This is a genomic window from Streptomyces sp. NPDC055632 (assembly GCF_053618675.1).
This window is the reverse complement of record NZ_JBSHHY010000012.1, coordinates 157,903-176,474: the sequence shown is the minus strand read 5'-3', so window position 1 is coordinate 176,474 and position 18,572 is coordinate 157,903. Positions and strand designations below refer to the sequence as shown.

Here is an 18,572-nt window from a genome sequence, read left to right as displayed (position 1 = left end):
CGCGGCGGACACGAGCACCGACGGAGGACGGGAGAGGCGTGTCCGCAACGAAGATCCGGGCGGGTGACTGGTGCCGGAGCCGGTGGCACACCGCCCGCACGACCCTCGGGGACGCGGTACGGGGACCCGGCGAGGCGCGCGACGGGCTGCTGCTCCAGGCCAAGGGCGCGGTCGCCGCGACCGTCGCCTGGAGCCTCTCCTCGTGGCTGCTGCCCACGAACGTCACGGCGTTCGCCCCGTTCACGGCGCTCCTCGCCCTCCAGGCCACGGTCTACCGTTCGATGTGGGACTCGGCCCAGTACCTGGCGGCCATGGCGATCGGCACGGCGGTGGCGGCCGGCTTCGGCAGCACCGTCGGCGTCCACGCCTGGACCCTCTGCGTCCTGGTCTTCGTCGCCCTCGCGGTGGCCCGCCTCCACCTGCTCGGAAGCCAGGGCGCCCAGGTCCCGGTGGTGGCCCTCTTCGCGTTCGTGGGCGGCGGCGGGCGGATCGACTACATCGGCCCCCTGGTCGCGTCCGCCGCCATCGGGGTGTGCTGCGGCCTCGCCGCCCACTTCGCCTTCGCCCCCTCGCCGCACACGGACACGGCACGGCTCCGGGTCGAGGAGCTGGCCGCCCGCACGCAGACCCTCCTGCGCGACCTGGCCCGGACCGCCGCCGCCAAGACCGACGGCGAGGAGGCGCGGGAGGAGGACTGGCCGCGCCGCTGCGAGGAGTTGGCCGACCGGGCGGCGCACGCGCGCACGGTGCTCGAACGGGAGCAGGAGAACACCAGGCTCAACCCCCGCCGCCCCTGGAACAGCGCCCAGGCGTCGCTCCAGCGCTGCCACGAGACGATCGGCATGATCGAGCGCATCGGCACGCACGTCCGGTCCGTCGCCCGCGCCCTGACCTACGAGCCCCGGCACCCCTCCGAACCCCGGCGTTCCTTCGAGGCGTCCGTCTCGGCCGACTTCGCCGCCTCCTACGCCGAACTGCTGGACGCCACCGCCGAAGCACTCGAACGCCTCGCCCCGCCCCAGGGGCCGAACGACCCCGCCCGGCTCCAGCGCGGTCTGGAGGAGGCCGAGCGCCGTTACGAGGAGGTGGCGGCGGCCACGGCCCGGTCCGACCGTCCCGACCGGAAGGGGGAGTGGTCCGTGCACGGCACGGTCCTCGTGGAGGCGGCGCGCATCCTGGAGGAGATCAAGCACACGGCGGACCTCGCCGCCGACACGCGCGGCTGAAGGCCGCCGCGCGCTCCCGACCGCCTTGCGACGCCGTCCCGCGACACCGCCGGCGCCGCCACCCTGTGACACGCCTGTTACCGGAGGGGTGGCTTCCGTCACAGTCGGAGCGGTCGGGGACTGATCGACTCTCCCCATGCGCCGCACCGCCCTCCCCGCTCTCGCCCTGCCCGCCGCCACCTGTCTCCTGCTGCTCACGGCCTGCGGAACCGAACGACCGGGGGCCGCCGCGTCCCCGACCTCCTCCACGGCCCAGGACTGCGGAGCCGGAGCGGCCACCGGATCGGGACCGCCCGCCGGCGCGGAGGCTTCCACCGGCGCGGAGGCGCCCACCGCTTCGGGGGCGTCCGCCGGAGACGCGTCGCCGGGCGGTGACGAGGTCGTCGTCATCGGTACGGGCACGGCACCCGGCGCCGGCCGGACCCGCCCCTGCGCCACGTACTCCGTCACCAATCGCGGGACCGAGCCCCGCACCTACACCGTCACGTTCCGGTTCCTGTCGGTGCAGACGGGCACCGGGCTGGCGAACCCGGAGGAGACCGTCCGGGACGTCGCCCCCGGCCGGACCGTGCGCCGCACCGTCACCCCCGAGGGCATCTCCCCGGACGCGGCGGCGGGGCAGGTGAGCGTCGACGTCCTCACGGTGAGGAGCGTCCCGGTGGCCGAGGAGCCCTCCGAAGGGGGCGCCTGCCCGCCCACGGGCGTGCGCGTGTACGCCGACGAGGGCGACGCCGCGATGGGGCTGCGCGTCGTCGGCCTCCACCTGGAGAACTGCGGCACCCGGCCGTACCGGCTCAAGGGCTACCCCCGCGTCGAACCCCTCGACGAGGCCCACGCCCGGCCCGACGGCGTGTCGGTCCTGGAGGGCGGCGACGCGATCGCGAGCGGCACCGGGGCCGACGGCCCGCCCGAGCAGCTCGTCCTCGCGCCGGGCGAGCGCGCCCACGCCGTTCTGGTCTGGCGCAACACCGTCGACAGCGTGACCGACGGCCCCGTGAACGCCCCCTACGCGCGCGTGTGGGCGAAGCCCGGCGCCGCCCCGGTCATGGTGATCCCCGAATTCGACCTGGGCACGACGGGGAAGCTCGGCGTCGGCCCCTGGAAGAAGGAGAAGCGGCGATGACCCTCCGCGGGCGTTAGCGGAACGACAGCGGGACGTGAGCGGCGGACGGCAGGGTGGTGCGTGTCAGCAGGCCGGGGCGGTGTGACCGACCGTTCCGGCACGGCTGTCGACGCGTACCGGAGGACCGGAGCGGATCGAGGCCGGGGGCGTGGCGGGTGCCCCGGCGGGGGCGGAGGCCGGAGCGGTCCCCGGTGCGCGGTTCCGGGCCCGCCCGGACGCGTGGGGGACGGACTCCACCCCGACGTGTGGAGGACGGGCTCCGCCCGGACGCGTGAGCGAGGGACTCCGACCGGGCCGGACCCGGGGCGAGCCGTGGGGGCTCGCCCCGGGCCCCGTCCGGTCGGGGCCACGACGGACCCCCGGGCCGTGGACGGCCGGACGCCCAGTCGACGGACGCCCCGGCCGTGACAGGCATCCCGGCCGTGACAGACGCCCCGGCCGTGACAGGCATCCCGGCCGTGACAGACGCCCCGGCTGTGAGGGGTGTCCGGCCGCGACGGACACCCGGGCCGCGCCGGGTGCTCAGCTCGCGCCGGACGCTCAGCTCACGACCGTGACCACCGTGGCCGCCATGACCGCGACCATCGCCGCCTGCATGTCGCGGATCGCACGGCGCACGTCCTCGGCCACCCACTGGCCGGCCGCGATCTCCTCCAGGCGCGGGGCGATCTCCTTGCGCGGCACGTCGGGGAAGGCGACGCGGTGCAGCTTCGCGCCGTGCACCAGCGCGACGAGGCCCGCCGTGCGCGCGTCGGGCGCGGCTCCGTCGAGGACCACGGCCCGCAGCCTGTCCCCCAGTTCGCGCTCCACGGAGCCGTCCGCCTCCGGGTACCGGGTGACGGGGAAGATCCCCAGGACCCTGCGCTGCTCGGCGCGGACGAGCCCCCGCCCGTGCAGGCTGTCGGACGTGGCCTTCACGGCCTTGTGGTAGTCCTTCGTCAGCCACTCGGTGACCTTGGGGGCCCGGCTCTTCCGCCCCGCCCACTCGGTGATCTGCCGCAGCCGCTCGTCGAGGAGCGGGACGCCGGTGGGCATCTTGTCCGCCACCCGGAGGCGCCCGCCGTCGACCGTCACGCGCCCGGCCAGGACGAGGTCGAGCAGGATGCCGCCGGCGACGGCCCAAGCGGCGGACTGCTTCTCCTTCGCGGCCCCCGACTCGTCGTCGAGGGACAGCAGCATGATCTCCTCCGCGAGCGTGACCGTCACTCAGTACCTCCTGCTGTCGTGCGTTCCCGGCGACCGTTCTTCCGGTCGACCGTCCTTTCGCATAGGTGGACGACGGAACGTTTCCCCTGGTTCCCGCGGTGGAGGGCCGTCGTTGGTCTGGACCTCCCGGTCGCGGGACGCCAAGCTCTCCGTATGGACTTGGAGCTGAGGCACCTCAAGACGATCCGGGCCATCGCGGACGCGGGGAGCCTCACCAGGGCCGCCACCGCGCTCGGCCTCGCGCAGCCCGCCCTCAGCGCCCAGCTCAAGCGGATCGAACGCGCCCTGGGCGGCGAGCTGTTCGAGCGGGGCCGGGAGGGCGTGCGGACCACGGCGCTCGGCGACCTCGTCCTGGAACGCGCCCGTGTGGTGCTGCCCGCCGTGTGCGAACTCCAGGAGGAGGCGGTGCGGTTCGCCCGGGACGGGGCGGAGGGCTACCGGCTCGGCGGCACGCACGGCCCGCTGCTCGGCGGCCTCGTCGACCGGATCGCCCGCACCGACCCCGGGGCGCCCGTCACCACGTACACCTCCTGGTCGGAGCGCGAGATCGCCGGCGGGGTGGTCGCGGGCCGGCTCGACTTCGCCCTCGTCGGGGTCTGCGGCGAGAGCGGTCCGCCCGAGGCGGGCCGGCTCGCCTGGACGGAGGTGGCCCGCGACCCGGTGTACGTGATGCTGGCCGCCGACCACCCGCTGGCGCCCCGCACCGAGATCGACCTGGCCGAACTGGCGGCCGAGGCCTGGACCGACGTGCCCGGCGACGGCTGTTTCGGCGACTGCTTCGCCGCCGCGTGCGTACGGGCCGGGTTCACCCCGGCCTGCGTGTACGAGACGGACACCGCCTCCTGCGTGCACCTGGTCCAGGTCGGCCGGGCCGTAGGCCTGTGCCGGGCCACCTTCCCGGTCACCCCCGGCCTCGTGACCAGACCCCTCGCGGGCGCGCCCCTGGTCTGGCGCCACCTGCTCGGCTGGCATCCGGAGGGCCGTGCCGCCGGCCGGGCCGCCGCCGTCCTGAACCACACCAGGGCCGCCCACGAGGAGGCGCTCGCCCGCAGCGCCGGCCGCACGACGGCCCCGGCACCCCGCGAGGGCTCCCCGCGCTGACGCGCGCCCGGACGCCTCCGTACCCGAAGCCCCGCGTCCACCCCTCCCGCATGTCCTTCACGCCCGACACCCCCATGCCCGAAGCCCCTTCGGCCCCCGGCCATAACGCCGTGGCAGGGGCCGACTGGCAACTGCCGTCCCCCCGGCGGGATCCCTACGGTTTCAGCAGATCCCCCACCGCCAACCGAGGAGACTCCCCATGCTCCGACGACACGCCCGCACGGCGTGTACCGTGCTGGCCGCCGCCGGTCTCGCGCTGGCCGGCCTCCAGGCCGGTTCCGCCACCGCGGCGCCGCACGACAAGGACCGCGCCCCCACCGTCAGAACGGCCGCCGACGCCCTCGGCGCCGCCTCCGCGCAGCCCGAACTCCTCCGCGCCATGCAGCGCGACCTGGGCCTCACCCGCGCCCAGGCCGAGAACCGGCTCGCCAACGAGGCCGAGGCCGGAGCCAGGGCCGCCGGACTCCGCCTGGACCTGGGCGGCGCCTTCGCCGGTGCCTGGGTGGACGGCGCCGAGTCCGGCACCCTGACCGTGGCCACCACCCGCGCCGCCGACGCCGCCGCGATCCGCGCCGCGGGCGCGCGCGCCGAGGTCGTGACGCACGGTCTGACCGCCCTGGAGCGGGCCAAGGAGGCCCTGGACCGGGCCGCCACCGCCGAGGCGCCCGTCCGGTACGTCGACGTCCGCGCCAACGTCCTCGTCGTGGAGGAGGCACGGGCCGGGGCCGGCGCGCGGCTCGTCGCGGCCACCGGCGTCCCCCGCGACCTCGTGAAGGTGGTCCGCACCGCCGAGGCGCCCCGCCCGCTGTACGACCTCCGGGGCGGCGACGCGTACTACATGAACGGCAGCGGACGCTGCTCCGTCGGCTTCCCGATCACCAAGGGCACCACCCAGGGCTTCGCCACGGCCGGCCACTGCGGCCGGGCCGGCACCTCCACCAGCGGCTTCAACCAGGTCGCCCAGGGCAGCTTCCAGGCCTCGGTCTTCCCCGGCAACGACATGGCCTGGGTCGCCACCAACGCCAACTGGACCGCCACCCCGTACGTGAAGGGCGCGGGCGGCGCCAACGTCCAGGTGACCGGCTCGGTCCTCCAGCCCGTCGGCTCCTCCGTGTGCCGCTCCGGCTCGACCACCGGCTGGCACTGCGGCACCGTGCAGCAGCACAACACCAGCGTCACCTACCCCGAGGGCACCATCTCGGGCGTCACCCGCACGACGGTCTGCGCCGAGCCCGGCGACTCCGGCGGCTCGTACATCTCCGGCAGCCAGGCCCAGGGCGTGACCTCGGGCGGCTCCGGCAACTGCTCAAGCGGCGGCACGACCTTCTTCCAGCCGCTGAACCCGATCCTCCAGAACTACGGCCTGACCCTGAAGACCACCACCGACCCGGGCCCGGGCCCCGGCCCCGGCGAGCCCGAGCCGGGCGGCACCTGGGCGGCCGGCAAGGTCTACAAGGCCGGTGACACCGTCACCCACGGCGGCGCGACCTACCGCTGCCTCCAGGGCCACCAGGCCCAGACCGGCTGGGAGCCGCCGAACGTCCCGGCCCTGTGGCAGCGCGTGTGACGCGAGGTCCGTCCCCGCGGTGACCGGGGGTGCCGCGGCTCCGAGGGGGGCCGCGGCACCCCCCGGAGGTCCCGTATGATCTTCGCGATTTTGATCATCTTCGCGATTTCACGGGGGAACTGACACATGACCAGGTTCCGGGCGCTCGTCGCCGCAGTGGTACTGGCATCGGTCGTCACGGGGTGCGGCGACGCCGAACCCTCGGACGGCAAGGCGCCGGACGGCAAGACGTCGGACGGGAACGGGAACGAGAGCGGGAACGGGGGCGAACCGGCCGAGGAGAAGCTCGCCGCCGACTCCGGCACCCGTTACACGACCGTCGCCGTCCCCATGGTGGAAGGCCTGGTCTGCGACGAGGGCGACGGCGGCTTCCGCTACGGCAGTGGACTCGATGTGGGGGTCTTCGGCGACAAGGACCTCAAGGAGATCAAGAGCGACGACAACTCCAGGGTGTCCTGCTTCGGCAGCCCCCGGATCATCCTCCGCAAGGGCACCGTGTCGGCATCGGTCCCCGTCTTCACGGCGCGGACCAAGCTGTACGAGAAGGTCGCCGACCCCGCCGCCGCCCTGAACCGCATCTATGACAGGTCCACGCACCTCGTGGAGGAGGAAGGCCGCAACTTCATCGGCGAGGCCACGATCGCCACCAGCAGCACTCTCGTCGTGAAGTGCCGGCAGAACGTCACCGACACCTTCCCGATGACCACCTGTTTCTGGGCGAACTACGGGGCGGCGGGCTCGGTCGACTTCTTCCCGCCGGACGGGCAGTACGTCCCCGTCGAGTCGGCCGTCCGGCTGACGCGGGACTTCGTCGCCGGGGCGCTCAAGAAGTAGCACCGGGCGCTCCCGGCCGGGGCGGGGCCGCCCCGGCCCGGCCGGGTGCCTCCTCACTCCTCCGCGAGACCGCCCCGGGTGATCACCTCCGCGTACCAGCGGGCGCTGTCCTTCAGCGTGCGCCGCTGCGTCGCGAAGTCCACGTGGACGATGCCGAACCGCTTGCTGTAGCCGTACGCCCACTCGAAGTTGTCCAGGAGCGACCACAGGAAGTAGCCCCGCACGTCCGCCCCGTCCTCCAGGGCCCGGTGCACCGCCGCCAGGTGCGCGTGCAGATAGGCCACCCGCTCCGGGTCCTTCACGTTCCCCGACGGGTCGGCGTAGTCGTCGTACGCCGCGCCGTTCTCCGTGATCACCAGCGGTACGCCCGGCAGTTCGTCCCGCAGCCGGACGAGCAGCTCGTGCAGCCCGTTCGCGTCCACCGGCCAGTCCATGGCCGTGCGCGGCCCCGGCGCCGGCACGAACCGCACGTGCCGCTCCGCGCCCGCCCACGGCGCCGGCGACTCCGAGGAGCCCGCCGCGACGACGGACGGGGAGTAGTAGTTGATGCCGAGGGAGTCGATCGGCGCGGCCGCCGCCGTCAGGTCCCCGTCCTGGACGAACGACCAGTCCGTGACCGACGCGGTGTCGCGGACCAGGTCCTCCGGGAGCCGCCCGTGGAAGACCGGGTCCAGGAAGATCCGGTTGCCGACGGCGTCGATCCGGCGGGCCGCGTCCAGGTCCTCGGGGGACTGCGTGAGGGCCCGTACGGCGTGCAGGTTGAGGGTCAGGGACACCTCGGCGGACGCGGGCAGCGCGCCGCGCAGCGCCCGTGCCCCCAGGCCGTGCGCCAGGTTCAGGTGGTGGGCAGCGCGCAGCGCGGCTAGGTCGTCGGTGCGGCCCGGCGCGTGCACGCCGTTGCCGTAGCCGAGGAAGGCGGCGCACCAGGGCTCGTTGAGCGTGGTCCAGGTCGCCACCCGGTCGCCGAGCGCGTCCGCCATGATCCCGGCGTACTCGGCGAAGCGGTGTGCGGTCTCCCGGTGCGGCCAGCCGCCCGCGTCCTCCAGCTCCTGCGGCAGGTCCCAGTGGTAGAGCGTCGCCACGGGCCGGATCCCGGCCTCCAGGAGGGAGTCGGCCAGGCGCCGGTAGAAGTCCAGGCCCTTGCGCACGGCCGGGCCGCGCCCGGTGGGCTGGACCCGGGGCCAGGCGATCGAGAAGCGGTAGTCGGTCACGCCGAGCCGCCGCATCAGGGCGACGTCCTCGTCGAGCCGGTGGTAGTGGTCGGCGGCGATGTCGCCGGTGTCGCCGTTGCGGACCTTGCCCGGCGTACGGCTGAAGGTGTCCCAGATGGACGGCGTGCGGCCGTCCTCGGCCGCCGCCCCCTCGATCTGGTAGGCGGCGGTGGCGGTGCCCCAGCGGAAGCCCTCGGGGAAGCGGAGCGTGGTCGCCGGGTCGGTGCGGGCGTCGAGCGCGGTCATGGGGTGGGAACTCCCTGGGGTGAGACGTTCTGTGGGGAGGAGGAGAGGGGACGGGGGCGGTCAGCCCTTGACCGCGCCCTGCATGATGCCGCCGACGATCTGCCGGCCGAGCAGGCCGAAGACGAGCAGCACCGGCAGGGTGCCGAGCAGCGTGCCCGCCATGATCACGGACTGGTCGTGGACGTAGCCGCCGCCGAGCTGGCGCAGGGCGACCTGGACGGTGGGCTCGGAGGAGGACAGGGCGACGACGGGCCAGAAGAAGTCGTTCCACGAGGCCATGAAGGTCAGCAGGCCGAGCACGGCCATGCCGGGCCGGGCGATCGGCACGACGATCGACCAGAAGATCCTGGCGGTGGACGCGCCGTCGACCCGGGCCGCCTCGATCAGCTCGTCCGGCAGCGACTGCACCAGGTACTGGCGCATGAAGAACACCCCGAACGCGGAGACCAGCCCCGGCAGGATCACCGACTGGAGCTGGTTCACCCAGCCGAGCTCGGCGATCAGCATGAACAGCGGGATCACGCCGAGCTGCGGCGGGATCATCATGGTGCCGACGGTGACCGCGAGCAGCGCGCCCCGGCCCCTGAAGCGCAGCTTGGCGAAGGCGAAGCCGGCCAGGGTGCAGCACAGGACGGTGCCGAGGGTGACCGACCCGGAGACGACGAACGAGTTGAGCAGCGCCTTGCCGATGTCGGCCTCTTCGAGGACCGCCTCGAAGTTCTTGATCAGGTTCGGTCCCGGGAGGAGCGTCGGCGGGACCTTCGCCAGATCGGCGTTGGAGCGGCTCGCGGCGACGATCGTCCAGTAGAACGGGAACGCCGAGAACAGCACGGCGACGATCAGGATGCCGTACGCGAGGGGGCCGGCGTGCAGGGTGCGGCCCGCCCGGGAGGCCCCCCGGCGCGGCGTCCGGCCGGGCTCCGGGGCGGCGGGGGCGGCCGGGGGAGCGGCGGGCGCCGCCGGGGCGATCGGCGCGGTCATCGGCCGGCCTCCTTGCGGGAACGGCGGCGCGCGATCAGGGCGTTGAGCCCGACCAGCGCCACGATGAGCAGGAACATCACCCAGGCGATGGCCGCGGCCCGGCCCAGGTGGAAGAAGCCCCAGCCCTGCTCGTACATGTAGAGCCCGAGCGTCTGGTACTGGTGCGAGATGCCGCCCGAGATCGACCCTTCGAGCAGCAGCGGCTCGCCGAAGAGCTGGGTCGCGCCGATCGTGGAGACGATGACGGTGAAGAGGATGGTGGGCCGCAGTCCGGGCAGCGTGACGTGGAAGAACTGGCGCCACCGCGAGGCCCCGTCCATCGCGGCCGCCTCGTACAGCTCGTCCGGGATCGACTGCATGCCGGCCAGGTAGATCAGCGCGTTGTAGCCGGTCCAGCGCCAGACGACGACCGTCGACACGGCGATCTGCGAGGCCACCGTGCCGTTCTGCCAGTCGACGGGATCGACGCCGACGAGCCCGAGCGCGTAGTTGATCAGGCCGAAGTCCCGCCCGAAGAGCTGGGCGAAGACGAGGGTGGCGGCGGCGACCGAGGTGGCGTACGGCAGCAGCACCGCCGTGCGCAGGAAGGTCCGGCCGCGCATCCGGTAGTTCAGCAGGTGCGCCAGGCCGAGCGCCATGACGAGCTGCGGCACGGTGGAGAGCACGCCGATGGTGAAGGTGTTGCGCAGCGCGACCCAGAAGTACTCGTCACCGAAGAGCGCGGTGTAGTTGCCGAGCCCGCGCCACTCCATGTCGCCGGGCGTCTGGAGCTCCACCCGGTAGAGCGAGACGAAGGCCGTGTAGATCAGCGGGAAGAGGCCGAAGGCGGCGAACAGGGTGAAGAACGGGGTGATGTAGGCGTACGGGGAGACCTTCTGCCAGGTCCGCCGGGCGGGTCCGGGGCGCCGGGGCGGCGCGGCCGGCTTCGGCCGGGCCGGTGTCTCGGGTGCGGTGAGGGTCACGGTGCGGCCCTTCGGTGGGTGTCGGAGCGGGGGAGGCGGGGCGGACGGACGCCCCGTTCCCGGGGGCGTCCGTCCGGCGGCACGGGTCAGCCGATGGTGTTCTCGACGCCCTTCTTGGCGTTCGACCAGGCCTTCTCGGGCGAGACGCCCTTGCGCTCGACCTCGCTCAGCGCGTTGGTGATCTGCTGGGCGATGTTCTGGTCGTGGACGCCGAGGACCTGGACCGGGGCCTCCTTCGCCGCCTCACCGAAGATCTTGCCGATGGGGGCGTCCGAGAAGAACGCGTCCTTCGCGTCGGCGACCTTCTCGATGGCGCCGGTGGAGGAGGGGAAGTTGCCCTGCTTCTGGAAGAGCTTGGTCTGCTGCTCGGGGGCGGTGAGCCACTTGATCAGCTCGTACGCCTCCTTCTTGTGCTTCGCGGCCTTCGGCACCGCCAGGTAGGAGCCGCCCCAGTTGCCGGCGCCGCCGGGCAGCTTGGCGACGTCCCACTTGCCCTTGCCGGCCTCACCGGCCTGGCCCTTGATGTAGCCGAGCATCCAGGCCGGGCACGGCATGGTGGCGAAGGAACCGGCGGAGAAGGCCTGGTTCCACTGCGGGGACCACTGGTCGAGCTTGGCGCTCAGACCGGCGTCCGCGGCCTGGACGGCGTGGTCCCAGGCGGAGCGCAGGGCGGGGTTCTGCTCCCAGATCAGCTTCCCGGAGGCGTCGTAGTAGCGCTCCTTCTCCTGGCCGATCATGATCGAGTAGAGGCTGCCGACGCTGTCGAGCCAGGCGCTCTTGGCGGGGGCCTTCGCCTTGTACTGCTTGCCGAGGTCCAGGTAGCCGTCCCAGGTGGACCACTTCTTCGCGAGCTCCTCGCGGTCGGTGGGCAGCCCGGCCTGCTCGAAGAGGTCGGTGCGGTAGCACATGGCCTCCGGGCCGACGTCCGTGCCGAGGCCGAGGACCTCGCCGCCCTTGCCGGTGGCGGCGGCCCACTTGGCCGGGGCGAACTGGTCCTTCAGGGAGTCCGCCCCGTACTTCTTCAGGTCCTCGAACCGGTCGGCCTGCTGCTGGGTGACGGAGGCGATGCGGCCCACCTCGATGCCCTGCACGTCGGCGAGGCCGGCGCCGCCGGCGAGCCGGGTCTGGAGGGACTTCCAGTAGTCGGCCTCGTCCTCGGTGTCGGTCTGCTTGACGGTCACGCCGGGGTGGAGCTTCTCGTACTCCGCGTAGAGCCCGGCCTCCTTGTATCCGAAGGAGCCGAAGAGGTCGACGGTGATCGTGACCTTCCCTCCCGCGCTGTCCGAGGACGAGTCGTCCGACGACCCGCCGCAGGCGGCGAGCAGGGCCCCGGCGAGCGTGACCGCGCCCAGGCGGACGACGGCTCTCTTGGCGGCTCGGGCGATGGGCATGGGAAGCCTCCCTTGGCTCCGGAACGAGCGAGAGCGGTTGAGAGCGCTCTCAAGCGTGCGTGGGGAGCGTGCCCGTGCCACGGTGCATCCGTCAAGGCTCGAAGGCGTAACGGACGAGAAGAGACCCCAACTCCCTCCCGTGTTCAACCTCTTGACACGCTCGTTTCCAGGGTTTTACGTTTCCGTCACTCTGAGAGCGCTCTCAGCCATTTTGGAGGCCGGGCTTCCGGACTCTCGAACACGGACCTCCCCGCTCCCGCGTCCCCCACCCGCGTCCTCGTCCGAGTCCCTCCCGAGTCCCCGCCTCCCGGGCTCCGCGCCCCTTCCGAGCTCCATCCGCTCCCACCGGGGCGGGCCCCGCCCGCCCCTCCCGAGCTCCATCCGCCGCAGACGACATGAGGTGCCCCTTCATGCCATCCCCCCGCACCCGGCCCGCCGCAGCGCTGGTCCTGGTCTCCGCCCTCGCCGCCGTGGGACTCGGCCCGGCCGCCGCCCCGGCGGCCGCGGCCACCGTCCCGGCGGGCGCCGGAAGCTACTCCGACACCCGCCCCGCCGGTACCTCCGGCCCCACCACCAACACCGGCGCCCCCGTCACCCCCAAGGTCACCGCCGCCGCCCAGGGCAAGCCCGTCCCCACCAACGACTGGTGGTCCTCGCTCGCCTTCCAGCGCTACGGGGACAACCCGTACTCCACCCCCATGTACGGCCACCCGCTCACCTACCAGGCCGTCTCCGGCGGCCTGGAGGTCGGCTACCCCACCAGCCCCGCGATCGTCGGCGACGGGCGCCAGTACGAGTTCGCCCACAAGCGCGACCTCACCCTCGGCCTCACCGGCCTGAACTCGCCCGACACCAAGGCCGACGCCTGGTCCGACTGGACCGTCACCCCCTACTGGTCCGACGGCGCCCGCACCCTGCGCACCACCATCGGCCACGGCCTGCCCTTCGTGTACGCCCGGGGCACCGGCGGCGACGCCCGCGTCACCACCGCCACCGCGCCGACCGTCTTCTCCGACCAGGGCAACGTCCTCGGCATCACCGTCGGCGGCCACCACTACGCCCTCTTCTCGCCGAGCGGCACCGACTGGAACGTCTCCGGCTCCACCATCACCGCGGGCCTCGGCGGCAAGGACTACTTCTCCGTCGCCGTCCTGCCCTCCACCGACGCGCTCGCCACGTACCGCAAGTACGCCTACAGCTTCGTCACCGGCTCCGCGGTGAACTGGAGCTATGACGCCGGAACCGTCCGCGCCACCTACAGCCTCACCACCGAGGCCAGGGAGGGCACCGAGCGCGGCACCCTCCAGGCGCTCTACCGCCACCAGTGGCTGCACACCACCGACCCGCTGACCCCGTACACCTACGTCTCGCCCCGGGGCACCATGAAGGTCCGCGAGGCGGCCTCCTTCACCACCGCCCAGAAGGCCGCCGCCACCCTCCCGGGCCTGCCCGGCAGCGGGATCGACACGGCCCGTCTGCGCGGCTACCTGAACGAGGTCGCGAACTCCTCCGACCCGTTCTCCGGAGCCGTCGACACCTACTGGACCGGCAAGGCGCTCGGCAAGCTCGCCCAGCTCGTGCCGCTCGCCGACCAGATCGGCGAGGGCGCGGTCCGCGACAAGCTCCTCGGCCTGATCAAGGGCCGCCTCCAGGAGTGGTTCACGGCCGGCGGCGCCACCGAGTTCTCGTACGACAAGGCCTGGAAGACCCTCACCGGCTACCCGGCCTCCTACGGCAGCGACACCGAGCTCAACGACCACCACTTCCACTACGGCTACTACGTGTACGCCGCCGCGATCGTCGCCCAGTACGACCCGAACTGGGCCGCCGACTCCGCCTGGGGGACCATGGTCAAGACCCTGGTCCGCGACACCGCCAACCCCAGCCGCACCGACAGCGCCTTCCCCTTCCTGCGCGGCTTCGACGTCTACGCCGGACACAGCTGGGCCAGCGGCCACCAGGGCTTCGCCGCCGGCAACAACCAGGAGTCGTCCTCCGAGTCGACCAACCTCAGCGCCGCCCTCGTCCTCTGGGGCGCGGCCACCGGCGACACCTCCCTGCGCGACCTCGGCACGTACCTCCTGACCACCGAGGGCGAGGCCATCGCCCAGTACTGGTTCGACGCCGACCAGCAGGTCTTCCCCGGCTCCTTCCAGCACGACACCGTCGGCATGGTCTGGGGCAGCGGCGGCGCCTACTCCACCTGGTGGACCGCCAACCCGGAGGAGATCCACGGCATCAACGTCCTGCCCGTGACCAGCGGCGGCTCGCTCCACCTCGGCGGCCGCAAGGACGCGATCCGGCGCAACATCGCCGAGATGGAGCGCGAGAACGGCGGCCCCGCCGTCGAATGGCGCGACATCCTCTGGGAGTTCCAGTCCCTCGCCGACCCCGGCGCCGCCAAGGCCAAGTGGGACGCCGGGCACGCCGGATACACCCCGGAGGCCGGCGAGTCCAAGGCCCACACCTACCACTGGCTCACCGCGCTCGACACGCTCGGCGCCCCCGACACCACCGTCACCGGATCAATCCCCACCTCCGCCGTCTTCACCAAGGGCACCACGCGGACCTACGTGGCCCACAACCACGGCTCGACCGCCCGCACCGTCACCTTCTCCGACGGCAAGTCCCTCTCCGTACCGGCCCGTTCCACCGCCTCCGGCAACGGCACGGCGGGCCCCGGACCCGACCCCGACCCGGAGCCGGGCACCGGCAACACCTTCCAGCTCCGCACCGGCGGCACGCTCACCACGGCCACCGGGGCCACGGCGGGCAGCGACACCCTCGCCTCGGCGCAGGGCGGCAACCACGACGGCACCCCGAACAAGCCGCTCGTCTACGTCGCCAAGAACGTCAACGGCACGCTCCGGGCGGGCGGTTCGACCGCCTTCCGGCTCCAGGTCGACGCCGGCGCGTCGGTCGGCCTCGGCCAGCAGGCCCGGATCAGCTACGACCTCACCGGCGACGGCACCTTCGACCGCACGGAGACGTACCAGTACTTCGCCACGGACCCGGTGACGGGCTGGGAGGAGTACGCCCAGTCCCGAGGGCTGAAGTCCGCCACCGGCACGCTCGGCAACCTGCGCGGCGGAACGGTCCGCCTGGAGGTCTGGAGCGCGATCGGCAACGCTGACGCGCGGCTCCAGACGGGCACGGACCGCTCCGTGGTGGTCATCCCGTACGACTGACCCCGTGGGGAGCGGGGAACGGGGCGGCGGGCCCGGGTGACGCACCCGGGCCCGCCGCCCTCTCCCGTACGGACCCTCCGTACGTGGTCAGGCGGAGGCGCGGCGGACCAGCGAGGTCGGGGTGATCACGGAGCCCGGGATCTCGGGCCCGGTCCCGTCCAGCAGCCGCATCAGCAGCTTCACCATCAGCCGGCCCATGCCCTCGATGTCCTGGTGCACGGTGGTCAGGGCGGGGGAGGTCCGGCCGACCACCGAGGCCATGTCGTCGAAGCCGACGACCGCCACGTCCTCCGGCACCCGCACCCCGCGCTCCCGCAGGGTGCGCAGCGCGCCCGACGCCATCAGGTCGTTGGCGACGAACACCCCGTCCACGTCCGGCCGCCGGTCGAGCAGCTCCGCCATGGCCCGCGCGCCGCTCTCCTCGGTGAAGGCGCCCGCGCACAGCAGCTCCGGATCGGCGTCGTGGAGGACGTCCCGGTAGCCGTGCAGCCGGTCGACCGCCGAGGTCTGGTCGGCGGGGCCGGAGATGTGGGCGATGTTCCGGCGCCCGAGGCCCACCAGGTGCCGCACCGCCTCCCGGGCGCCGCCCCGGTTGTCGCAGTCGACGAAGGGCACGGCCGGATCGGTGCCGGGGGCGGGCCGCCCGCCGACGACCACCGGGATCCGCGCCCCCTCGATCACGGCCGGCAGGGCGTCGTCGCTGTGCAGCGAGAACGCGAGCGCGCCGTCGACGTGCCCCCCGCCGAGATAGCGGGCGATCCGCTCGTGGTCCCCCGGACCCTCCACCCACAGCAGCACCAACTGGGAGTCGTGCGCCGTCAGTTCCCGGCTGATGCCGCGCACCTGCTGCTCGAAGAACGGGTCCGAGAAGATCCTGAACTCGGGCTCCGCGATGATCACGGCCACGGCGCCGTTGCGCCGGGTCACCAGGGTGCGGGCCGCGTGGTTGGGGACGTAACCGAGCTCCTCGACGGCCCTGCGCACCTTCTCGACCAGGGGGGCGCGCACGCCGGCGCCCCCGTTGACGACCCGGGAGGCCGTGGCGCGGGACACGCCGGCCCGCGCGGCGACGGCTTCCAGCGTGGGGCGGGACCCCGTGGTCTGCTCGGACAAGGCGGGCGCTCCTCGACTGCGTCGGCTGGGCGGTGTACCGGGTCGTACGGGGCGCGCACGGGTAGGATGCGCGTTCTCGTCCGGTCCAGGATATCTGTAACCCCCACCTTCTGAGAGCGCTCCCAAGAGGAACGCCTCCCGCGGACACCGCCTCCCGGAAACCCCGTCGCCCCCTTTCCCGAGCCCCCGCCACCGTCGGGGTCCCGGGGCCCGTCCGGCGGATCTGGGCCCACGACGTGTGGCTCAGCGGCAGAGCGCCGGGCCCGGGACCCGGAGGGCGCGGGACCGGCCCGCACCGGCATGACCACCGGGCCTTCCACGGTGGGGACGTGACACCGGACGGAAGAGCGAGCCGTACCGCCGGCTCGTCTTCCACGAGCACTCCTGGCACTGGGGTGAGAGGGACGTCGGTCCGTGACACGACACCGCCCCCGCGTGCTCCTGGCACGCGGGGGCGGTGTCGTACACGTCGGTCGGTCAGCCCGCGGCCGGGACCTCGGTCCGGGCCGGGGCCTCCGCGTCGGACGTACGGGCGGCCAGCGCCTTCTGGGCGAGGAAGCCGAAGACCACGGCGAACACCACCCACAGCACGACCTGCACGCCGAGCGAGGCCAGGCGGAACTCCCACAGCAGCTTCGCCGGGAAGCCCGCCTTGACCGCGTCGTCGTTCGCCGGCAGGACCGCGAAGGCGATGCCCGTCACGACGACGAAGCCGAAGCCGGCCACCAGGCTCGCGTTCCAGTTGCCCAGGCGCGGCGCCAGACGGCGACCGAGAATCACCGCGGCGACGCCGAGCAGCACGCTGAGCAGGATCATCAGGAAGAACAGGGTGGTGCGCTTCCCGATGGTGTCGGGGTTGCCGACGGCCGGCGGGGTCGCCGGGTACTTCAGGAACGGCACCAGGTAGACGGTGGTGAAGGCCGCCGCCGCGGTCAGCGCCGCGGTGGCCCGCGGGCTGAACCGGCCGATGCGGCCGAGCGCGAACGAGAAGGCGAGCGCGGCGACGCCGCCCAGCGCCACCCCGTAGACCAGGACGCCGGTGGCCAGGCCGAAGGTGGACTGCGCGGAGCGGCTGACCACCTCCTCCTCTTCGGCCTCCTCGCCGGCGCCGCCGCCGTGTCCGGCGTGGGCCGCCTCCTGGGCGGCCTGGGCCTCCTCCACGGCGATGGAGCCGTCCACGGAGGGCTCACCGCCCACGTAGGCCACGGCGAAGGCGAACAGACCGGCGATCAGACCCGCGAGCATGCCGCGGATCAGCAGGGTTCTCACAGTCGAGGCGTGCATGTGTTCGTCGCCTCTCAGTGGCACGGGAAGCCGAGCAGGTGGCGCCCGTCGTGCACCCACTCGTGCACGTCGGAGCCCGCGAAGAGGGAGGTGGCACCCTGCTCCGCGCCCACGAAGTACAGCGCGATCAGCGCGAGAAGGCCGACGAAGAAGGCCCAGGGCAGCACGGCCCGCACGGGCAGTGGAGCCGGTACGGCCACGGACGGGGTGGAAACGGCAGCGGAGACGGCAGCCTCGGCCATGATGAAACCTCCTGCGGGAACGCGCGTCCCAAACGGTGGTGCAGGACGACGGTCCACGGGTCTGACTCGCCGCGACCCCCTCACCCGGGGAGACCTCGGCACACAGTGGCGCGACCGTGCCGGGTTCCCACCGGACTTCCGTCTCGCCGTCGTCACGCTGTTCAAATGTCGCCTGACCGTACCGCGTGACGTGGACATTGTTAAGGGCGTGAGGCCCGGATCACGTTCCGTGCGCCCCCGGCCGGAGCGCCCGCTTCCCCCGTGGCCCGTACCGTACGGGGGACCATCCCGCCGCCCCGTGCCGGCGCCGACCGCGAAGGACCCCGATGACAGTCCGGCTGACGCTCGTCCCGCCCGCCACGAACGACGCGCTGCGCGAGGTCCGGTTCGACGACGACCGCCCCCTCGACCCGGCCGGACTCGCCCGCGCCGAGGCCCTCGCGACCGCCTTCGGCCCCGCCGCGCGCGCGTACGCCTCGCCGTCCGTACGCTGCCTCGGCACCGCCCGGGCCCTCGGCCTGCGGGCCGAGCCGGCGGACGGCCTGGCCGGCTGCGCCATGGGGCGGTGGCGGGGGAGGACCCTGGAGGACGTCGCCGCCACCGAGGAGGCCGCGCTCGCCGCCTGGCTGTCCGACCCGGAGACCGCGCCGCACGGCGGGGAGTCCCTCCGCGACCTGCGCGTCCGGGTCGGGGCCTGGCTCGACGCGCTCCAGGAGGGATCGGGGCGCGTCACGGCCGTCGTCGAACCGGACGTCGTCCGCGCCGCCACGGTCCACGCCCTCGGGGTGCCGGACGGGACCGCCCGGCGCCTGGACGTCCGCCCGCTGACGGCCGTTCACCTCAGCGGGCGCGGCGGCCGCTGGAACCTGCGCGTCGGCGAACCGCTCACCGGGTGAC

The 18,572-nt window shown here is 73.5% G+C and carries 15 protein-coding genes and 1 tRNA gene; 8 read left to right on the top strand and 8 right to left on the bottom strand.

Translation table 11 applies throughout. The features are described from left to right. The first annotated feature begins 38 nt into the window (after positions 1 to 38). Together ACWGSR_RS18195 and ACWGSR_RS18190 are read left to right on the top strand one after the other, a co-directional pair. Positions 39 to 1,226, top strand: coding sequence for an FUSC family protein (locus ACWGSR_RS18195; RefSeq protein WP_453567450.1), 1,188 nt, complete (start codon positions 39 to 41; stop codon positions 1,224 to 1,226). A gap of 136 nt (positions 1,227 to 1,362) precedes the next feature. Continuing rightward, on the top strand, positions 1,363 to 2,349 hold the full coding sequence (locus ACWGSR_RS18190) for a DUF4232 domain-containing protein (RefSeq protein ID WP_453567449.1): 987 nt from the start codon (positions 1,363 to 1,365) through the stop codon (positions 2,347 to 2,349). A 540-nt stretch (positions 2,350 to 2,889) separates the two neighbouring features. Here ACWGSR_RS18190 and ACWGSR_RS18185 read toward each other — a convergent pair. Then, entirely contained in the window at positions 2,890 to 3,555 is a 666-nt protein-coding gene (locus tag ACWGSR_RS18185) for a GOLPH3/VPS74 family protein (RefSeq protein ID WP_453567448.1), read from the bottom strand. A 153-nt stretch (positions 3,556 to 3,708) separates the two neighbouring features. On the opposite strand from ACWGSR_RS18185, the gene ACWGSR_RS18180 reads away from it, so the two are divergent. The 3 genes from ACWGSR_RS18180 to ACWGSR_RS18170 all read left to right on the top strand — a co-directional run bounded on the left by ACWGSR_RS18180 (position 3,709) and on the right by ACWGSR_RS18170 (position 7,057). Further along, positions 3,709 to 4,656, top strand: a complete 948-nt coding sequence (locus ACWGSR_RS18180) for a LysR family transcriptional regulator (protein WP_366379107.1) — start codon at positions 3,709 to 3,711, stop codon at positions 4,654 to 4,656. Positions 4,657 to 4,855: 199 nt separating this feature from the next. Continuing rightward, entirely contained in the window at positions 4,856 to 6,223 is a 1,368-nt protein-coding gene (locus ACWGSR_RS18175; RefSeq protein WP_453567446.1) for a carbohydrate-binding protein, read from the top strand. Between the two features lie 126 nt (positions 6,224 to 6,349). Beyond that, positions 6,350 to 7,057 (top strand): hypothetical protein, encoded by a 708-nt coding sequence (locus tag ACWGSR_RS18170; RefSeq protein ID WP_453567444.1) that lies wholly within the window; start codon positions 6,350 to 6,352, stop codon positions 7,055 to 7,057. Between the two features lie 53 nt (positions 7,058 to 7,110). Here the strand turns inward: ACWGSR_RS18170 and ACWGSR_RS18165 are convergent, their stop codons facing one another. From ACWGSR_RS18165 to ACWGSR_RS18150, 4 genes are all read right to left on the bottom strand, one after another. Next, positions 7,111 to 8,514: a GH1 family beta-glucosidase gene (locus ACWGSR_RS18165; protein ID WP_453567442.1), complete on the bottom strand. Its 1,404-nt coding sequence runs from the start codon at positions 8,512 to 8,514 to the stop codon at positions 7,111 to 7,113. A 60-nt stretch (positions 8,515 to 8,574) separates the two neighbouring features. Continuing rightward, complete coding sequence (locus tag ACWGSR_RS18160; protein WP_383361599.1) at positions 8,575 to 9,495, bottom strand: carbohydrate ABC transporter permease; 921 nt, start codon at positions 9,493 to 9,495, stop codon at positions 8,575 to 8,577. Further along, on the bottom strand, positions 9,492 to 10,457 hold the full coding sequence (locus ACWGSR_RS18155) for a carbohydrate ABC transporter permease (protein ID WP_376242348.1): 966 nt from the start codon (positions 10,455 to 10,457) through the stop codon (positions 9,492 to 9,494). The genes ACWGSR_RS18160 and ACWGSR_RS18155 overlap by 4 nt, the downstream gene beginning before the upstream one ends. An 86-nt stretch (positions 10,458 to 10,543) precedes the next feature. Next, positions 10,544 to 11,848 (bottom strand): ABC transporter substrate-binding protein, encoded by a 1,305-nt coding sequence (locus ACWGSR_RS18150; RefSeq protein WP_376242346.1) that lies wholly within the window; start codon positions 11,846 to 11,848, stop codon positions 10,544 to 10,546. Positions 11,849 to 12,258: 410 nt separating this feature from the next. Here ACWGSR_RS18150 and ACWGSR_RS18145 point away from each other — a divergent pair, with 410 nt between their 5' ends. Beyond that, positions 12,259 to 15,036, top strand: coding sequence for a glycosyl hydrolase (locus ACWGSR_RS18145; protein ID WP_453567439.1), 2,778 nt, complete (start codon positions 12,259 to 12,261; stop codon positions 15,034 to 15,036). Positions 15,037 to 15,123: 87 nt separating this feature from the next. Here the strand turns inward: ACWGSR_RS18145 and ACWGSR_RS18140 are convergent, their stop codons facing one another. Further along, positions 15,124 to 16,149, bottom strand: a complete 1,026-nt coding sequence (locus ACWGSR_RS18140) for a LacI family DNA-binding transcriptional regulator (RefSeq protein WP_376240799.1) — start codon at positions 16,147 to 16,149, stop codon at positions 15,124 to 15,126. A gap of 235 nt (positions 16,150 to 16,384) precedes the next feature. Between ACWGSR_RS18140 and ACWGSR_RS18135 the strand changes: the two genes are divergently transcribed. After that, positions 16,385 to 16,456 (top strand) — tRNA-Pro (locus tag ACWGSR_RS18135). 170 nt (positions 16,457 to 16,626) lie between these two features. Here ACWGSR_RS18135 and ACWGSR_RS18130 read toward each other — a convergent pair. Then, complete coding sequence (locus tag ACWGSR_RS18130) at positions 16,627 to 17,433, bottom strand: CbtA family protein (RefSeq protein ID WP_453567437.1); 807 nt, start codon at positions 17,431 to 17,433, stop codon at positions 16,627 to 16,629. Between the two features lie 14 nt (positions 17,434 to 17,447). Continuing rightward, positions 17,448 to 17,675: a CbtB domain-containing protein gene (locus ACWGSR_RS18125; protein ID WP_053640609.1), complete on the bottom strand. Its 228-nt coding sequence runs from the start codon at positions 17,673 to 17,675 to the stop codon at positions 17,448 to 17,450. A gap of 326 nt (positions 17,676 to 18,001) precedes the next feature. Here ACWGSR_RS18125 and ACWGSR_RS18120 point away from each other — a divergent pair, with 326 nt between their 5' ends. Then, positions 18,002 to 18,571: a histidine phosphatase family protein gene (locus ACWGSR_RS18120; RefSeq protein WP_453567434.1), complete on the top strand. Its 570-nt coding sequence runs from the start codon at positions 18,002 to 18,004 to the stop codon at positions 18,569 to 18,571. Position 18,572: the final 1 nt, after the last annotated feature.